We start from the raw sequence: 18,882 nt of genomic DNA, 5'->3' as shown, positions 1-18,882 counted from the left end.
GATTGTTGGCATGGTCCGACTTACCCACAACGGGCTGAAGATTTGGTACGCGACGCCGGACGCGCCGGCACCGGATGGGACACTGGAGCAACGCCAGGGTGTTTCGGTGACGGTGGGCGTCCGTCCCGCCAATCCGTCCAATGCGGTGAGCGTGCGCTACCGCGTCGATGGGCAGGTCGGCCAGTCGATCTCCGCACTTTTGGTCGCCAACGACTTCCAGCAGCAGACACAATACTTCCGCGCCACGTTTCCGACATTCTGGTCGGGGGATTCTGTGGAGTATATGCCGATCGTGTCGTGCAATGGCCGCCGTGCCCCGGATCCGGAAACCGCCAGCGCATTTCCCACTAGGTTTCGCCTCAGCCAAGAGAGCGCGGCAGTACCTGCGAGCCGACCGGCCGAGCGCACAGCCGAACGGCGGCCCGAGTTCGCGGCCAGGCTGGAGCATCTGGCACACGTGAGGGTTGAGCTCGCGAGAGAACCGGAGCTCTTCGGCGAGACACCGGCCGGTTTCATCATCAACTGGCCCCCGGTGAGCGGGACCGTGGATGGACCCGCGCTCCATGCCAGCGTCGTTCCAGGAGGGGTGCATCAGACCGCTGTCCGTCCGGATGGTATCGGCATCCTGACCGTCACCGTGACGATCGAGACGCATGATCGAATCTTGATCGCGGAGCACGCCTCTGCGACGGTCGACTTCGGAGAAGACTGGCGGTCGTGGCTTCCGGTCAGGAAATGGCGTCCGACGCTGCCGGTGCGGTCCGCGATCAGGATGGTGAGTTCCGAGCCGAGGTATGGCTGGCTCAACCGTCTGCAGTGCCTTGGTATCGGCGAGGCACGACTGTACGAGTACCTCTACGCCTACGATCTGTACGCAGTCCATTGAGCGCGGGAGTTCGCGGTGCCTAAGACGGTGATCGTGCTCGGCGGCGGGATCGGTGGTATGAGTGCCGCGCACGAGTTGGTCGAGCGCGGGTTTTCGGTTCGCGTCCTGGAGCGGCGGGACGTGCCGGGTGGCAAGGCGCGCAGCGTGGTCGTCCCGAGCACCGTTCCCGTACAGAACGTCGGCGCGGTTTATCTCGGCAGGCTCACCGCGCCGACGCGACGAGATCTGCCCGGTGAGCACGGCTTCCGCTTCTTTCCGCGCTTCTACAAGCACATCATCGACACGATGGCGCGGACGCCGTATCGAGGCTCGCGCTCCGTCGCAGAGAACCTGGTGGACACCACCGGAACCATCTTCGCGCGGTTCGGGCGGCGCGCACTGAAACTGCCGACGACGACGCCGTCGACCGTGCCCGAACTGTTCACCCTGGTCACCGATCTCGAGTCTTTGTACGGTACCGAGCTCGGGATCTCGCCCGAGGACTTTGCCTTCTTCGGCGAACGCATTTGGCAGATCCTCACCAGTTGCTCCGAACGCCGTCTCGATGAGTACGAGAAGATCGGCTGGTGGGACTTCATCGGTGCAGCGGATCGATCCGAGGCGTATCAGAAGTTCTTCGGTATCGGACCCACCCGCTCGCTCGTTGCAGCCCAGGCGAGGGTCGCGAGCACCAAGACCATCGGTGACCTGGGTGTCCAGCTCCTGTTCAACCTGTCGGAGCCCGCCATCAGCACCGACCGCGTGCTGAACGGCCCGACCAACGATGTGTGGATCGACCCCTGGCTTGCATATCTCCGCGAGCGAGGCGTGGATTACCAGCTCAACACCCGTGTGCACTCGATCGAGATGGACGGTGGCGTCGTCGGCGGCGTGACCGTCGAGCACGATGGCGTGATCACCGAGCTTCATGCCGACTACTACGTGTCGGCGCTGCCGATTGATGTCATGGCGACGATCGTCACCGACCAGGTGGTGCGCGCCGATCCGCGGCTGGCCGACATCTTCCAGCTCAGCAAGAACACGGCCTGGATGAACGGCATCCAGTTCTACCTTGATGTCGATGTCCCGATCGGCCGCGGGCACCAGCTCTACGTCGACTCACCGTGGGCCCTGACATCAGTTTCGCAGGCACAGTTCTGGTCCGATGTGGACCTCAGCCGGTTCGGCGACGGAAACATCCGTGGTGTGATCTCGGTTGTCATCTCTGACTGGGATGCGCCCGGCTTGAACGGGAAGCCGGCCCGGGAGTGCACCCGAGCCGAGATCCGGGACGAGGTCTGGGACCAACTAGCGCGTAGTCTGAACGTGCAGGGTGCGAGGGTTCTCGACTACCAAGACCTGGTTCATTGGTATTTGGATCTCGACGTCGATCCACTGCTCAAGAGCAATGCCGAGCCGATGTTCGTCAACCTGGTCGATACGTGGCGGCTCCGGCCACAACCAGTGACGGCGATCCCCAATTTGTTTCTGGCCGCCGACTATGTGCAGACAGTCACTGATCTCGCCACGATGGAGGCTGCGAACGAGGCGGCCCGACGCGCGGTCAACGGCATTCTCGAGCACTCCGGGTCGGACGCGTCGCCGTGCCGGCTCTGGAACCTTCACGAGCCGGAACTGCTGGAGCCCTGGCGCGCCAACGATCGAGCGCGTTACCTGCGGGGTCTACCGTGGGACGACACCGGGGTCCGACTCGGCCTATCTGCCCTTGCTGCCCTCTATTCGGGATCGAGGGCGCTCGAGGATTCGATCGTCAACGCAGTCAGTTCCGCTACCCACGTGGAGGATCTGCTGACCTATCTCAGAACGGGTGAGAGCCGGTCCGACCTGCTGCAACGATTGACGTCCGAACCGGGAGCGCCGTCGTTCGATCTGCTTCGAGCGTTCGCCGCGTTAACTCGTGCAACCGGCAGCCCGGTGTCGTCGCTTGCGACGTCCACCCTCGAAGCACTCTCGTCAACGGGCCGGGACCTGCCGAAGCCGCAAGTGTCACGCATCGCGCCGGGCAGCGTGCGATTCGTCGAGCCCTGACGTGACTGTTCATGCCGATACCCCGGCGGTCGAGCGGCAGCTCGCGCAGTACCGGGACGTGACCTATCGAGCTCTGCTCGGACAGCTTCCCACCCGCGAGCCACGACGCTACCTGTACGACCTGATCTCAAGCCAGCTTTCTCATGTAGGCAAGGGCTTGCGGCCGGCGTTGTGCATCGCTACCTGTCGTGCCTTTGGTGGTTCGATCGAGCAAGCGTTGCCGTCGGCAACGGCGATCGAGCTGCTGCACAACGCTTTCCTTGTCCACGACGACATCGAGGACGGGAGCCTGTACCGGCGCAACCGCGGCACGCTGTACGTCGAGGAAGGCGTCCCGATCGCACTGAATGTCGGCGACGCCATGAATGCCATCAGCATCAGTTCGCTGACCGAGAATATTCCTGTCCTGGGAGCAGATCTCGCCTACCGAATCTTCCACGAGGCGCAGCACCTAGTGCTGCAATCGGTCGAGGGTCAGGCGCTCGAGCTCGGCTGGACGCGCGACAACGTGTTCGACCTGACCGAGGACGACTACCTGCGGTTGGTACTGAAGAAGACCTGCTGGTATACATCGATCCACCCTTGCCGGATCGGGGCGCTGATCGGCACGGCTGGAACCATCGATGCGGACCGCTTCAACCTATTCGGTTTTCTGCTCGGTGCTGCATTCCAGATCCAGGACGACGTTCTGAACCTCGTCGGCGATCGGAATCAGTACGGCAAGGAGATTCTCGGCGATATCTGGGAGGGCAAGCGAACGCTCATGCTGGTCCACGCCCTGCGCGAATGCTCAGCCGATGAGCGCGAAAAGCTCGGCTCCGTCTTCTCCGTCTCACGCGAGCAGCGCACCGAGCAGGACGTCAATTGGGTCTTTCGGCTCTTCGAACATTATGGGAGCATCGATTTCGCGCGAAGCACCCTTCGTCAAGTGGTACACGCTGCTCTGGACGAGTTCGACGTTGCGTACCGTGACGCGGCGCGCTCCGCCGACCGTGACTTCATCCGTGCCTTGATTCCGTTTCTGGGCGATCGAGAGGTGTGAACCGGGATCCGCCTACCAGCATCGGATGCGTCCGATCGGGGCAGTCACGCACCGCTCAGGCCGCACTCTCCAGCAGCGCCCGGACAGGCGCCGTACCGGCCAGCTTGGACAGGCATCGGGCACGGGTCGGACCGATGCTGCCGACCGGCATGTCCATCAGCACGCTGATCTCCTCGTACCGGATCGGCGGATCGGCGACCAGCAGGCTGACCAGTTCCTGGCTGCGCTCCGGCAGCTCGGCCAGGCCGGTCCGCACGGCAGCAACCCGCTCGTGGTGCAACAGGTCCGCGTCCACCTCCGCGTCGACGGCCGTCCAGCTCGAGGTCTCCAGCACGTCCGGATCCGCGAGCAGGGTCGTCCGGCGCTTGTGGTCCACGAGCGAGCAGGCGGCGTGGTATGCCGTCGTCTTGAGCCAGCCCGGCAGCGCGTGAGGATCACGCAGCGTGTGGATGTGGGTGAACGCCTTCAGCCACACCTCCTGGCTGATGTCGGCGGAATCCTCGGGTCCGAGCCTGAAGTGGCGGCAGACCGAGCTGATCAAGGGCTGGAACTCCGCGACCAAGGCGTCCCAGTCGCACTCGGCCGGTGCTTCGTACCCCTCCGTCGCCGTCTGACATTCGGTCCCCGCGATGTCGTCCATGTCGGCCTCCCAACCAAGATGCAGGACGAACTTTCGCGCCCAAATCTCCTCGGACGGGCGTGCTCGGAGTGTGCTGTGGAGCACAGGTGAGCTGTCTGCTCGGCGACAGCCGGCGAGCCGGTTGATAGTGGGTCGGCCGAGCCCGCGGCCCCGCCGAGTCAGCGGCGGGCGGTCAGGCAGGAGCGAATATCGGCGGCGGAGGTCGAACCGGACCGGCCCGGGATCGGGACGGCCGCCTCGACGCCGTCCAGCAGGCCCTTGGCATAGCCGGTCTCGGCGGCCAGACTCAGCCGCTTCGTGGTGCTACCCCCGGTCAGCGCGCCCATCTCGTTGTAGACCCAGGGCACGTCGGCGAGGAGCTCGACGAGGGCCAGGTTGCCCGGCTCGAGCGGAGCGCGGCCGTCGAACGAGTTCTGGCGTACGCCGACCGGGCGACCCTGGGCCGCGGCGCGCTCCCGGGCGATGATCTTCGCGGCTCGGTCGCTCGCCTTCGCGACCTTCGGCTGGTCGAAGACCGTACGTCGGGCTCCGGTGCCGCGATACATGGTCGGATAGTGCCCGTTGCTCGACACCCCGCGCTGGCTGTACGTCGCCTGGAACGCCGGGCCCTGGCCGTGGTCGTCGTGCACGCTGATCGCGAGGTCCGCCTTTGCCCGGTTCGCGATCTCGGCCCGCTCGGTCAGGCTGACGCTGTCGCTGGCCCGCCGCTTGGTCAGGATCACCCGGTAGCCGTCCGCCCGCAGCCCGTCTGCCACGCAGCTGCTGATATCGAAGACCTCGGTCATCTCTGGCTGGTTCGGGTAGTCGAAATCCAGCAGGCCGTTGGTCGTGCGGCTGCGGATCGAGCGACCGCTGTGACCTGGATCGATGACGATCACCGGCCGCGTGACCGGCGTCGGCGTCCTCGTCGCGGTCGGGGCGGGGGTGGGCGTGGTCGAGCGGGTCGGGGTCGGATCGGGCCGCGCCGACGTCGTCTGCGGCTCCGAAACCGTGGGCGACGCGGTCGGGTCACCGGGGACGTAGCTGCTCCGGGATCCGACGGTGGGCTCGCTCGTCGGTGTCGGGCCGGCCGCCGTCGCGTCGCAGGCGGTCAGTGTCGCCAGCAACAGCGTCGCCGCCACCGCGCGCCCGACCGTCGTCACCGGGCCACCCTAGGCCGCCGGGCGCCGATCTCGAATCTCCCGGCCTCGATCTCGGATCCCACGCTCCGATCTCGGATCCCCTGGACCGAATCGGATCCCCTACAGCGGATCCGACGTCGCACAGGGGATCCGACGTCGCACAGGGGATCCGAGGTCGTAGAGGGGATCCGACGTCGCAGATGGGATCCGAGGTCGCAGAGGGGATCCGAGATCGGGGCGGGGCGCCCATCAGCAAACCGTCAGCGTCCGGAGACGGCGCCGTCAGGTGCTCGTCAGCTGGATCCGATTCGATCATCGCGGTCGTGCCGGTCGTGCCGGGCGTGAGCAGCGTCACCGCGGCGACGGGCAGACCATGGCGATCGGGTGAGGAGCTGTCATGCGTCGACCGGTTCATCCCACTCCGGACACCCGCCGCGCGGGTGGGCGCCGTCGGCGGTCGGCCGCGGTGGTGGTCGCGGCCCTGGTCGCCGGCTTCCTGCCCGCGCTCGGCGCGCCGCCGCTCGCGGTGTCCGCTCCCGCGGCTCCCGCAGCACCGGCGACACCGTCCGCACCGGCGACACCGTCCGCACCGGCGACGTCCAGCCGGGATCGGCTGGTCCGGATCGACGGGTTCGCCGACGAGGCGGCGATCGTCCGGCCGACCAAGCGCCAGGCCCGCGCGGTTCGGCTGCCGGTCCGGGTCCGGGTGGACGGCCACGTCACGTCGCTGGTGGTCCGGCTGAACGGACACCCCGTCACCGGCCGGCGGGGAACGTACGTCCTCGACCGGGCGGCAGCGCTGAAGCTGGGGGAGAACCAGCTCTGGGTGGAGGCATCCATTCGCGGCCGGGCGCGGCCCGCGGTGGCCGCGCGCACCTTCTATCTCGGCTACCGCGCATCGGGCGTGCTCTCGGGATCGGTGACGGTTGGCCACGGCGACGCTCCGGCGGCGGTCGCCCGGCTGCGGCTGCCGGCCACCGGAATCCAGACGAGCGCCGCCACCGTGAACGGCGCCTCCGTCACGGTCCCGGACCGCGACGGGACCGCGCGGACCGTGCGCTGGAACCTGGCCCAGCTCGGGTCGCTGCGCCAGGGCTCGAACCGAGTCTGGGTCCGGGTGCTGACCCGAGACGGCCGGGTCGGGGTGGTCGCCCGCACGTTCCAGCTGGACGGCCGTCGACCGGTGGTTGCCGCGCGGGTCCAGGACGAGCGGGTGCACGTCGGGGCCACCCTCACCCTCGACACGTCCCGCTCGCGGCCGGCCGGCACCGGGCGGTCGGCGTCGTCGAGCTCGGCCGTCCGCTGGACCCTGCTCAGCCGCCCGCTGTTGAGCAAGGCCCGGCTGGGCGCCACCAACGGCTCCGGCCGGCAGGCGACGGTGCGGCTACGTCCCGACGTACCCGGGCGGTATCTGGTCGGCGTCCGGATGGGCAGCGGTTCGACCGCCGGCTACGACGTGCTCGAGGTGGTGGCGACGTACCCCAACCCGCTGGTGCCGTTCAACACCATCACCTACCCGGACGGCGCGACCACGCCGGCCCTCCAGCTCGGCGACCAGACCGTGAGGTCGGACGGCCAGGGCATCGCGGTGTACGTCCTGGATCGGCGTTCGCTCGGGGTCACGGCGGTGCAGGGCTATCCGACCACATCGGCCGGCTACTCCGCGCTGAGCAGCTACTTCGACACGCTGACCGACTCCTCGATGGTGATCGTCACGCTGCCCGGCAGCAAGGCACCGGCCGGTGGCAGCAGCCTGATCGGCGTCATCGACAAGATCGGCGGGAACGTCTCCCGGTCCTACGGATTCGTCGACGGCTACTGCTGGACGGCGACGCCGAACAAGTGCTCGACCGAGGGGTCGCACTGGCAGTCCAGCGACATCGACACCGGCTCGTTCAGTTACATCGGCGTGCCCGGCCTGGCAGCGGGCCAGGCGTGGCGGGCGACCGCCACCCGGAGCGGCACCACCGACGGCGTGCTGCAGGGCTGGCTGACCCTCGGCGTGGCGGACCAGTCCGGCACGGCGGATGAGTACACCGTCATCCCCGGCACGGATGCCTACCAGGACGTCGACACCTGCACCTCCGACGGTTGCGCCGTTCAGATCGGCGACCAGACGTACGCTCCCACCGCCGGGGTGACCAACGGGATGCACGTCGTCGTCGTGGACCGGACCACCCTGAAGCCCCTGGCGAACAAGACGGTCACCACGCTGACCGACTTCGTCAGCACCCTCGGCGCCGGTTGGAGCCCGAAACCCGGCACGCTGTTCTACACCTCGCCGATGTTCTTCGACGACCAGCGGCTGGTGGTCCTGCAGAGCATCGGAAACGGTCAGCTCACGGGGACCGTGAACTTCATCAACCTGTCCCTGATCGACCTGCTCGGCGGCACGACCGAGACGTTCCAGCAGAGCATCGACGGCAAGCACCGCTACGCCCTGGTCGGCGCGGCGACCAACATGCCCTTCCACGGCAACGCCGGGCTCGAATCCAGCACGGTGATGGCCACCTCCGGGGCGATCCAGAAGAAGGCCAGCGGCCAGATCTCGGGCATCATCACACCCAACCGGCAGATGCTCTACACGCCGCAGAGCGGGGATCCGGTCGGGCCGACGAACAACGATCTCTACTCGATCATGTACCAGCCGGCGCAGGCTTGGCCGTACGCCGCGGACACCGACGTGCTCAGCTACATCGCCGCCGGGATCGGCCTCGGCAACCCGGATGTGCGCTCGGCCTACACCAACGCGAACTACAAGTACAGCTGGGGAGGCTTCTACGCCGCGCTGACCGAGCTGCAGTGCACCGGACAGTCCTTCTGCGGCACGGAGTTCACCGACGTCCAGAGCCAGTTGAAACTGGAGTTCACCTACGTGCCGCAGGTGTTGGCGTTCATCGACAACATGCTGTCGCCCTACATCCAGTCCGGCAGTGACCCCTACTTCAACGTGATGAACGTGACCAATCAGGTTTCGGCCGCGATCAAGCCGACGTCGTCGGACGACGCGAGCATGGGATTCTTGTCGATCTTCGTGGACTCACTGTTCGTCGGCGACGCGGTCGCGGGCGCCGCCGGCATCGAGGCCGAGCCGTTCATCGGCCTGCTGGCGAGCAGCCTGAGCATGGCCAGCGACATGATCCAGACCCCGGACGGCGGCTCGGCCAGCACGGTGAACTCGACGGCGGAACAGCTGGCCAGTCAGATGGCCGACCAGCAGACCGCGTCCGTGGAGGGCCTGGACCGGATGCAGGACATCTTGCTGACCGACTGGGGCCGGCTGCACGACGTCGGCGTCAAGCTCGGCTCGGATCCTGACTGGACCTGGGACAGCGGCGACACGCCGGACGCTGTCGACACCCTGAACGCGACCGCGCGCAGCAGTGCATACACGGCGCTGATCCCGCTGGAGTGGACCCCGTACGCCCTCAAGCCCGGATCGACGGAGACGCAGACCAACAATCCGGCGCTGTACGTCTGCAACCAAGGTGGCGACGCGGCGCCGTATCCCGGCAAGCCGTTTGCCAAGGCCACGGCGCTCGGCCAGCTGCAGATGGTCAGCGCGCCGACGAACAACAGCAACGCCAACGACACGGTCAACACCTGGGAGGCCTGGGTGCTCGCGCAGAACCTCGGCACCTGGGACTACGAGCATGCCCAAGCGACGCTGCCTGATGACAGTCTGCTGACCGACATCTACGGCCCGGACTCGACCGGATCGTCCGGCGCCTTCCAGTACCAGCCCACCTGGTGGCACAACACCTTCCCGGTGCCGCACTACACGATCTGCAACAACAACGGCTCGTACAACACGACCTGGTCCCAGCACTACGCGCCGCCGAGGATCACGCTGCCCCTCAACTGAAGGCGGACTCGCCCGTCAGCGCCTGGCCGATCACCAGCTGGTGCACCTCGGTGGTGCCCTCGTAGGTCAGCACCGACTCCAGGTTCGCGGCGTGGCGGATCACCGGGTATTCCAGGGTGATCCCGTTGGCGCCGAGGATGGTCCGGCACTCCCGGGCGATGGCGAGTGCCTCGCGGACGTTGTTCAGCTTGCCCAGGCTGACCTGGCGGGGATCGAGCTGTCCGGCATCCTTCAGCCGGCCGAGGTGCAGGGCCAGCAGGAAACCCTTCTGCAGCTCCAGCGTCATGTCGGCGAGCTTCGCCTGGGTCAGCTGGAACGCGGCCAACGGGCGGTCGAAGATCTCGCGGGTGGCCGCATACGAGATCGCGGTCTCCAGACAGTCGCGAGCGGCGCCCAGCGCACCCCAGACGATCCCGAACCGGGCCTCGCTCAGGCAGGACAGCGGACCGCGGAGGGTCTTCACCTCGGGTAGCACGGCGTCGGCGGGGAGCCGGACGCCCTCCAGCACCAGCTCGGAGGTGATCGAGGCGCGCAGCGACAGCTTCTTGCCGATCTTGGGCGCCGAGAAGCCCTCAGTGTCGGTCGGCACCACGAAACCGCGGATGCCGTCGTCGTCCCCGCCGTCGGCCACCCTGGCCCAGACCACCGCGACGTCGGCGACGGACCCGTTCGTGATCCACATCTTGGTGCCGTCCAACACCCACTCGTCGCCGTCGCGCCGGGCCCGGGTACGCATCCCGGCCGGGTTCGAGCCGAAGTCGGGCTCGGTCAGCCCGAAGCAGCCGATCGCATCACCGGCGGCCATCCGCGGCAGCCAGGCCTGCTTCTGCTCCTCGCTGCCGAACTTCCAGATCGCGAACATGGCCAGCGATCCCTGCACCGAGACCATGCTGCGTACGCCGGAGTCGCCGGCCTCGAGCTCAAGGCAGGCCAGGCCGTACGAGACCGCGTTGGTGCCCGCGCAGCCGTAGCCCTCCAGGTGCATGCCGAGCAGGCCGAGCGCCCCGGCGTCCTTCATCAGGCCGAGGTCGACGGTTCCCTCCTCGAACCAGTCGGCCACGTTCGGCCGGACCCGTTCGTCGACGAACTCGCGCACCGCCGCGGCGATGTCGCGTTCCTCGTCTGAGAACAGGTGATCGACCTTCAACAGGTCCAGCGGTCGCACGGTAGCCACCTCGTCAGTTCCTCTCCACCAGGCCGATCGCGGCCTTCTCGATCTCGTCCTCACTCAACAGCACATGGTTCGCGGCTCGGCCGAGGGGTACGAAGCTGTCTCGGCTCGCGACCCGCGCGATCGGACCGGGAAAGCCGGCCTCGACCAGTGCGGTGATCACACCCTCGCCGACTCCGCCGCTGTGCCGGGTCTCGTCCACCACCAGCACCCGGCCGGTCCGGTAGGCGGCATCGATGATGTCGTCGACCGGGAGCGGCGACAGCCAGCGGCAGTCCAGCACGTCGGCCCGGATTCCCTGTGACAGCAGGGCGTTCGCCGCGCGGAGGCTCATCGGCACACCGTTCCCGAACGTGATCATGGTGAGCTCGGGATCGTCGACCGGATAGTGTCGGGCCCGCCCGATCGGTACGTCGGTGCCACGGTCGACGGCGAGCCAGCCGTCGTCGCCGGCCGAGTGCAGGTCGCGGGTGTGGTAGAGCGCGATCGGCTCCAGCACGACCGAGACGGTGCCGTCGGTCGCCGCCGCCGCGACGCAGCTGCGCAGCATCGACGCGGCGTCGTCGCCGCGGGCCGGGCAGCCGACCACGAGGCCGGGGATGTCGCGCAGCACGCCGACGGCGTTGTCGTTGTGGAAGTGGCCGCCGAATCCCTTCTGGTACGCCAGACCGGCAATCCGGACGACCATCGGATTCGTGTACGCACCGCTGGAGAAGAACCGCAGCGTGGCCGCCTCGCCGCGGAGCTGGTCCTCGGCGTTGTGCAGATAGGCGAGGTACTGGATCTCCGGGACCGGGATCAGCCCGGCCAGCCCGGCCCCGAGCCCGAGGCCGAGGATCGACTGCTCGTCCAGGATCGTGTCGAACACCCGGGCGCTGCCGAACCGGCGCTGCAGGCCGCGGGTCACCCCGTAGACGCCGCCCTTGGTGCCGACGTCCTCACCGAAGACCAGTACACGGTTGTCGGTCTCCAGCAGGCCGGCCAAAGTCTCGTTGATCGACTCGGCCAGCGTGCGCCCCGCCACGTGCCCTGAGCTTGTCGAAGGGCTCAAACGGTGCCCTTCGACAAGCTCAGGGCACGTAGTCGTCTGCTCAGCGCGCGTAAATCGGGGAAGCGGGGCCATCACCTCGGCGGCGGACTCCAGCCGACGACCGCCGGCCAGCGCTGCGGCCTCGGCCCGGACCTCGGAGCCGATCGCGTCGTAGCGCGTCAGCACGTCGGCTGCGGACGCTCCGCCGGCCAGCAGCAGGCGGGCCGTTGCCAGCAGGGGGTCGCGGTCGTACGCGGCTTCGATCGCGCTCGGCTTGCGGTAGGCGATCTCGGCGTCGGAGCCGGCGTGGCCGAGGAAGCGGACCGTGCGCAGGTGCAGGAAGACCGGTCGCCGTTCGGTCCGGACGTGGGCGACCGCGTCGGCGATCGCCGCTCGCGCGACGGCCGGCTCCGCGCCGTCCGCCGGGTCGTAGCGCAGACCGGGCCGATGGCCGTACGCCTGCTCGGTCCAGCCGTCCGGGGTGGGTACCGAGATGCCCAGGCCGTTGTCCTCGCAGACGAACAGGATCGGCACCGGCAGGCCCCGGAAGGACGCGTTCAGTGCGGTGTTGATCGCGCCGACGGCGGTCGAGTGGTTCGCCGAGGCATCCCCGAACGAGCAGACCACCACCGCGTCCTCGGGATAGCCCGGATCGACGCCGAGCCGCCGCGCGCGGTGCAGGGCGAGCGCGAGACCGACCGCCCGCGGCAGGTGGGAGGCGATGGTGGAGGTCTGCGGGATCACGTTCAGCGCGGCATGCCCGAACACCTTGTGCCGGCCACCGGCGATCGGCTCGTCGGCCAGCCCCATCAGTCCCTGCAGCACGTCGCGGACCCCGGTCGATCCCGCGACCTGCGCCGCCCGGGCCAGATAGAACGCCCCGGACCGGTAGTGCAGCAGGGCCGGGTCGGTCGGCCGGAGCGCGGCGGCGACGTACGCGTTCGACTCGTGCCCGGCCGAGCCGATGGTGTAGAAGCCCTCGCCCCGCGCCTGCAGCTCACGAGCCACCACGTCCAACCAGCGACTGCCCGCCTGCGCCTCGAACACCGCCCAGATCTCGGAGTTGTCAGGCTCTGGGCGAGCTATAGCGCGCTGAGAACCTGACAACTCGGAGAGGTGGGTGCGCAGGGCGGCGTCCAGGGCGGCTGTGGGCGAGGCGGGCATCGGCGGGTGGGATGGTTCCGGGGTCAGAGCCGGTACGTCGTGTCCGGGGTCAGCTCGACGGTGTCCATCTGGGCCTTCTGCAGCCGGCCGGAGTAGTCCCAGTTGACCGACTGCCAGCGGGTGAACTGGTCCAGCACCCAGATGCCGGACTGGCGTGAGCCGTTGCCGGACTTCCCGTTGCCGCCGAACGGCAGGTGCGCCTCGGCGCCGGAGGTCGAGTTGTTGATCGACACCATTCCGGCGCCGATCCGGTCGCGGAACGTGAACGCGTCCTTCGGATCCGTGGTGTAGATCGAGCTCGACAGCCCGTAACCCGGCGCGTTCGCCAGCTCGATGGCCTCGTCCAGCGTCCGGTACGTCGTCACGCCGACGATCGGCCCGAACGTCTCCTCGTCGAAGATCCGGTCACCCGGCCGGACCCCGTCGACCACCACCGGGTGGTAGAACAGCCCGGCCGCGGCATCGCCGACGAACCCGTCGCGCGGATTGTCCGCGCCGATCCGGCCGCGCGGCCCGACCACCGTGTGGTGCGGCTGGATCCAGCCGAGGAACTCCTCGTAGCGCTCGGCGAACTTGGCGTCCAGCAGCGGGCCCATCAGCACGTCCTGGGTCGGATCGCCGACCCGGGCGGCCGAGACCGCGGCGGTGAACCGGCTGAGGAACTCGTCGTGCACCGACTCGTGCACGATCACGGTGCCCAGCGACGTACAGCGCTGCCCGGCCGTGCCGAAGCCGGAGAACAGCGCGCCCTCCACGGCCAGGTCGAGATCGGCGCTCGGGGTGACCACCAGCGGGTTCTTGCCGCCGAGCTCGAGGCAGGCGGTCTGCAGGTGCCGGCCGGTGAGCGCGCCGATCTCCCGGCCGACCGCTGACGAGCCGGTGAAGCCGACCTTGTCGATCAGCCCCTGCTGCAGCGAACGCTCCAGCCCGGCGAAGGTGTCCGGACCGTCGCAGTGCACCAGGTTCAGCACGCCGTCCGGCAGCCCGCCGCCGCGGACGAACAGCTCGAAGAACGCGTTGGAGACGACGGGGGAGTAGTCCGCCGGCTTCCAGACGATCGTGTTGCCGGCCAGCAGCGCGGGCACGATGTACCAGGACGGGACCGCCACCGGGAAGTTGCCGGCGGTGATCACCGCCACCGTGCCGACCGGCTTGCGGAACGTGAACAGCTGCTTGTCGGCCATCTCGCTCGGCACGGTCTGGCCGTAGAGCCGGCGGCCCTCGCCGAGGAAGAAGTCGCAGGTGTCGACGATCTCGCGGACCTCGCCGAGCGCCTCTGCGTACGGCTTCCCGATCTCGGCGGTCACCAGCCGCGCCAGCGCCTCGGCATTGTCCTCGACCAGCCGGCCGATGTGGGCGATCGCCCGGCCGCGGACCGGTGCCGGCACGTCCGCCCAGGACGCCTGTGCCTTGCGGGCCGCCTCCGCGGCCCCGACGAAGGTGTCGCGGTCGCCGTACGACACCTCGCCGACGACCTCCTCCAGTCGCGCCGGATTGGTGCTCGCGACCGTCCGGGAGCCGATCGTGGCCGAACCGTTGACCACCGAGGTGAACGTCACGCCTGTTGTCCCTTCACCCGGGCGATCGAGCGGCCGAGGGCTGCGATCGCGGCGTCGATCTCATCCTCGCTCACCGACAGCGCCGGGCGGAACCGGACCGAACGCTGACCGCAGGGCAGCACGATCACGTGCTCGACGTCGTGCAGGTCGCGCACCACCGCGTCTCGGTCCGCCGCGGTCGGCACGTCGACGGCGAGGAACAGCCCGCGCCCGCGAGCGTTGCTCAGATAGCCGGCGTTGAAGGTGGCCAGCAGCTCCAGGCCGGCCAGGAACCGGTTGCCCTTCACCGCGGCCGCATCGATCAGGCCGTCGGCTTCCACGATCTCCAGCACCCGGCGGGAGCGGACCATGTCGGCCAGCCCGCCGCCCCAGGTGGAGTTGATCCGGCCGGAGATCGCGAACACGTTGTCGGCCACCTCGTCGACCCGCCCGCCGGCCATGATGCCGCCGAGCTGGACCTTCTTGGCGAACGCGACGATGTCGGGGGTGACGCCGAGCTGCTGGTAGGCCCAGGCCGTCCCGGTCGTCCCGGCGCCGGTCTGCACCTCGTCGAACACGAACAGCGCGTCGTGTTCGTGCACGATCTCCTTCACCTTCGCGAAGAACTCGCCGCGGATGTGGTTGTCGCCGCCCTCGCCCTGGATCGGCTCGGCGATGAAGCAGGCGATGTCGTGCGGGTGCGCGGCGAACGCGGCGCGGATCTGCTCCAGCGCGTGCTCCTCGGCGGCCTCCACCTCGGCCAGGTGCTCGGCCAGCGGGAAGGTGATCGCCGGGACGTCGATCCGTGGCCAGTCGAACGTCGGGAACCGGGCCGTCTTTCCTGGCTCGGTGTTGGTCAGCGACAGGGTGTAGCCGCTGCGACCGTGGAACGCCTTGGTCAGGTGGATCACCCTGGTGCCCAGCTCGGGGGATCGGCCCGCGGCCTCGTTCTGCCGGCTCTTCCAGTCGAAGGCCACCTTGAGCGCGTTCTCGACCGCCAGTGCACCGCCCTCGACGAAGAACAGGTGGGGCAGCGCGGGGTCCCCGAGCACCCGGACGAAGGTCTCGACGAACTCGGCGTACGCGGTCGAGTACATGTCGGGGTTGGCCGGCTTGTTGGCGGCCGCCGCGGCGAGCTCGGTCATGAAGGTCGGGTCGTCGACCAGCGCGGCCGGGTTGAGGCCGAGCGGGGCGGAGGCGAAGAAGGTGTACATGTCCAGATAGCGCTCGCCGGTGCGGGCGTCGACGATCGTGCTGCCGCTGCTGCGCTGCAGGTCGAGGACCAGTTTCATGCCGTCGGTCAGCACGTGGCGCGCGAGCACCTCGTGGACATCTTCGGGGGCCACATGAGTCTGTTCGGCCACGAGATCCTCCTCTGAAGAACAGTGAATGCGCCAAGATTTGGCGCATATCGCGAGTGTAGACGAGAAGGTCTCCCGACTTCTAGGATCCGGCCGAGACGCGCCGCGACCACCCGGGAGTTGCGCTCCGGTCGCCGGCCAGGCTCAATGTGAGCGTGAGTCTGACGAGTCCGGATCCGGCCACCATGCCGGAGCAGCAGCTCGTCTCCGTGCGGATCGTCAACCATCTGCTGCCGTACCTGCCGCGCCGGCTGGCGGACCTGGTCAGCGCCGTTATGGACGGCTACCAGACCTCCCGCGCGCGCCAGTTGTTCCTGCTCGCCGCGGGTCTCGCCTACCACGCGTTCCTGGCCGTGTTTCCCGCGCTGGTCGCCGGCGTGCTGATGTTCGGGTTGTTCGCGGAGCCGGAGGAGATCATCTCGATGGTCACCCGGGCGACCCAGGGGCTGCCCGACGAGGCGCAGACCCTGATCGTCGACCAGGTCAAGGTGCTGGTGACCCAGCCCGAGGGTCTCGGCGCCGGGTTGGTCGTGTCGGTGGTGATCGCTGTCGTCAGCGCATCGTCGGGAATCAGCAATCTGATGACGGCCATCAATGCGATCTATGGCATCGTCCAGCGGCGCGGCTATTTCACCCGGCGGCTGATCGCGTTCGGCGCGATGCTCGGCGGCGTCGTCTTCATGGTCGTCATGCTCGGCCTGGTCGCCGTGCTGCCGGCCGTGGCCGGCATGATCGACTTCGGGGTGCCGGGCTGGGTGGTGGAGGTGTGCCGCTGGCTGGTGACGGCCGTCGTGTTCGCGCTCAGCCTCTCGTTGATGTACCGCTTCTTTCCCGAGAACCCGCCACCCACGTTTCGCTGGGCCTCGCTCGGCGCGATCATCGCGACGTTGCTGTTCCTGATCGCCTCGGGCGGCTACTCGTTCTACATCTCGAACTTCTCCAGCTACAGCAAGACCTACGGCACGCTGGCCGGCATCATCATCACCCTCATCTGGTTCTGGATGCTGTCCTTCGCGGTGCTGCTCGGGGCGCAGATCAACGTGGAGGTGGCCGGCCGCTCGCTCAAGGCGCAAGAGGCGGCACGGGCGGCGGCCGAGCAGGCGGCCGCGGCTCGACTCGCGGAGCTGGAGGCCGAGCCCCGGCGCGCCGCCGAGTTCGGCGAGCGGGTCATGACCAGGGTCGAGCAGGAGCTCGACAAGCGGTTCGAGAAGCGGGGCACCCAGTCCGATCCTGACCCCCAGTCGCCGGCCCAGTCGCCGGCCGAGCCGTCGACCGACGGCTCGAACGAGGCACCTGCCGAGCCGTCGACCGGCGACTCGGTGAGCGCGAACGCCCGCTCGGAAACGACCTAGTCGGAGATCAGTCCGAGCGCCGTCGCGATGGCCGACCGCAGCCGGTCGAGCACCTGCGCGGCCGCGACGCGGGAGACGGTCAGATCCTCGCGGCTCTCGGCCAGCGACCGACGCGCCTCCAGATAGCACTTGAGCTTCGGCTCGGTGCCGGACGGGCGGACCACCACCCGGACCGCGGCCCCCGCCAGTAGGATCCCATCGGTCGGCGGCAGGTCGGGGGAGCCGAGCGCGAGGTCGGTGACCTCCACCGGCTCGCCGGCGAGATGACTGGGCGGACCCGAGCGGAGCCGCGCCATCGCGTCGGTGATGATCGACAGGTCGTCAACCCGCACCGCCCACTGACCGGTCGCATGCACGCCGTAGGTCCGCTCGATGGCGTCCAGCCGCTCGGCCAGAGTGCTGCCGGCGGCCTTCAGCTCCGCCGCCAGCCGCAACACCGCAACCAGGGTGGAGATGCCGTCCTTGTCCGGTACGGCGGCCGGGTCGACGCAATAGCCGATCGCCTCCTCGTAGCCGAACGCCAGTCCGGGCACCCGCCCGATCCACTTGAACCCGGTCAGCGTGGTGGCGAACGGCTGGTCGTACGCCCTCGCCATGGTGCCCAGCAGCGTGCTGGAGACCACCGAGCAGGCGTACGTCCCGTGGACGCCCCGGCGCAGCGCGTCGTCGCCCAGCAGCGCGCCGAGCTCGTCGCCGCGCAGCATCCGCCAGGTGCCGTCGATCGGCGCCGCGACGGCACACCGGTCAGCGTCCGGGTCGTTGGCGATCACCAGGTCCGCCTCGAGCTCGCGGCCCAGAGCCAGCGCCAGGTCGATCGCGCCCGGCTCCTCGGGATTGGGGAAGGAGACGGTCGGGAAGTCGGGGTCGGGAGCTGCCTGCGCGTCGACGACGGCGGCAGCTGCGAACCCGGCCCGCGCCACCGCTTGTTCGACGACGGCGGCTCCGACGCCGTGCAGCGGCGTGTACGCCCAGCTCAGCTCGCGCGGCGCGGCCGGTGGGACCAGGGTCGCGATCCGGTCGAGGTAGGCCTCGACCAGGTCGTTGCCGAGGGTCCGGTAGTCCGGCGAGCGCGGCACGTCGCTCAGCTCGTGCTTGGTGATCTCCTCGATCCGGTCAGCGATCTCGGCGTCGGCTGGCGGCACGATCTGGGAACCGTCGCCGAGATAGACCTTGTAGCCGTTGTCCTGCGGCGGGTTGTGGGACGCCGTCACCACGACCCCGGCCACGCAGCCGAAGTGCCGGATGCCGAAGGCGACCACCGGCGTCGGCAGCGGGCCGGGCGTGATCAGCGCCTCGAAGCCCGCGCCGGCCATGATCTGGGCGGTGTCCCGGGCGAACGCGTCCGACTTGTGCCGGGCGTCGAAGCCGACGATCACCCGGCCGCCGGCGAGCCCCTGGTCGATCAGGTACGTCGCCAGGCCGGCCGCCGCCTGACCGACCAACACCCGGTTCATCCGGTTCGGCCCGGGCCCGAGCGCGCCCCGCAGCCCGGCGGTGCCGAACTGCAGCCGGCCGGCGAACGCGTCGGCGAGCTCGTCGGCGGCCGCCCGGTCGCCGCCGGCTGCAGCGGTCAGCAGCCGTTCCAGCGCGGCCCGGGTGTCCGGGTCCGGGTCCTGCGCCGACCACGCGGCGACCGCCCGCTCGAGGTCACTCACCGAACGTGCCCTCAGCGCGCGTACTCCGA

Annotated in this window: 12 protein-coding genes; 5 read left to right on the top strand and 7 right to left on the bottom strand. The window is 68.8% G+C overall.

From position 1 onward, the window contains the following. The first annotated feature begins 10 nt into the window (after positions 1-10). Genes ABD747_RS16235 through ABD747_RS16225 form a run of 3 tightly spaced genes read left to right on the top strand, consistent with a single transcriptional unit; the run spans position 11 to position 3,956 of the window. Complete coding sequence (locus tag ABD747_RS16235; protein ID WP_344806396.1) at positions 11-886, top strand: DUF3237 family protein; 876 nt, start codon at positions 11-13, stop codon at positions 884-886. 15 nt (positions 887-901) lie between these two features. Next, entirely contained in the window at positions 902-2,914 is a 2,013-nt protein-coding gene (locus tag ABD747_RS16230; RefSeq protein WP_344806394.1) for a hydroxysqualene dehydroxylase, read from the top strand. Position 2,915: 1 nt separating this feature from the next. Next, a complete protein-coding gene (locus ABD747_RS16225) occupies positions 2,916-3,956 on the top strand; it encodes a polyprenyl synthetase family protein (RefSeq protein WP_344806392.1) in 1,041 nt (346 codons plus the stop codon). Positions 3,957-4,011: 55 nt separating this feature from the next. On the opposite strand, the gene ABD747_RS16220 is transcribed toward ABD747_RS16225, so the two are convergent. Further along, entirely contained in the window at positions 4,012-4,596 is a 585-nt protein-coding gene (locus ABD747_RS16220; RefSeq protein ID WP_344806390.1) for an RNA polymerase sigma factor, read from the bottom strand. 158 nt (positions 4,597-4,754) lie between these two features. Beyond that, positions 4,755-5,738 carry an N-acetylmuramoyl-L-alanine amidase family protein gene (locus tag ABD747_RS16215; RefSeq protein WP_344806388.1) on the bottom strand — a complete coding sequence of 328 codons (984 nt, stop codon included), beginning with the start codon at positions 5,736-5,738 and terminating at the stop codon, positions 4,755-4,757. Positions 5,739-6,114: 376 nt separating this feature from the next. Between ABD747_RS16215 and ABD747_RS16210 the strand changes: the two genes are divergently transcribed. Beyond that, the gene (locus ABD747_RS16210; RefSeq protein ID WP_344806386.1) at positions 6,115-9,582 is read left to right on the top strand and encodes a hypothetical protein; all 3,468 of its coding nucleotides are present in this window, start codon (positions 6,115-6,117) and stop codon (positions 9,580-9,582) included. Here ABD747_RS16210 and ABD747_RS16205 read toward each other — a convergent pair. Genes ABD747_RS16205 through lat form a run of 4 tightly spaced genes read right to left on the bottom strand, consistent with a single transcriptional unit; the run spans position 9,575 to position 15,849 of the window. Then, on the bottom strand, positions 9,575-10,747 hold the full coding sequence (locus tag ABD747_RS16205) for an acyl-CoA dehydrogenase family protein (protein WP_425562550.1): 1,173 nt from the start codon (positions 10,745-10,747) through the stop codon (positions 9,575-9,577). The two genes, ABD747_RS16210 and ABD747_RS16205, sit on opposite strands and share 8 nt — an antisense overlap. A 13-nt stretch (positions 10,748-10,760) precedes the next feature. Beyond that, positions 10,761-12,947: a transketolase C-terminal domain-containing protein gene (locus ABD747_RS16200; RefSeq protein ID WP_344806382.1), complete on the bottom strand. Its 2,187-nt coding sequence runs from the start codon at positions 12,945-12,947 to the stop codon at positions 10,761-10,763. 23 nt (positions 12,948-12,970) lie between these two features. Then, the gene (locus tag ABD747_RS16195) at positions 12,971-14,506 is read right to left on the bottom strand and encodes an aldehyde dehydrogenase family protein (RefSeq protein ID WP_344806380.1); all 1,536 of its coding nucleotides are present in this window, start codon (positions 14,504-14,506) and stop codon (positions 12,971-12,973) included. Then, positions 14,503-15,849: an L-lysine 6-transaminase gene (gene lat, locus ABD747_RS16190; protein ID WP_344806378.1), complete on the bottom strand. Its 1,347-nt coding sequence runs from the start codon at positions 15,847-15,849 to the stop codon at positions 14,503-14,505. The genes ABD747_RS16195 and lat overlap by 4 nt, the downstream gene beginning before the upstream one ends. A 152-nt stretch (positions 15,850-16,001) precedes the next feature. On the opposite strand from lat, the gene ABD747_RS16185 reads away from it, so the two are divergent. Continuing rightward, the gene (locus ABD747_RS16185; protein ID WP_344806376.1) at positions 16,002-17,198 is read left to right on the top strand and encodes a YihY/virulence factor BrkB family protein; all 1,197 of its coding nucleotides are present in this window, start codon (positions 16,002-16,004) and stop codon (positions 17,196-17,198) included. Here ABD747_RS16185 and ABD747_RS16180 read toward each other — a convergent pair. Further along, complete coding sequence (locus ABD747_RS16180; protein WP_344806374.1) at positions 17,195-18,853, bottom strand: phospho-sugar mutase; 1,659 nt, start codon at positions 18,851-18,853, stop codon at positions 17,195-17,197. The two genes, ABD747_RS16185 and ABD747_RS16180, sit on opposite strands and share 4 nt — an antisense overlap. Between the last annotated feature and the right edge of the window lie 29 nt (positions 18,854-18,882).

The sequence above is a fragment of the Microlunatus ginsengisoli genome, from assembly GCF_039537205.1.
Taxonomy (GTDB): domain Bacteria; phylum Actinomycetota; class Actinomycetes; order Propionibacteriales; family Propionibacteriaceae; genus Microlunatus; species Microlunatus ginsengisoli.
This window is presented reverse-complemented; position numbering and strand designations above follow the sequence as displayed.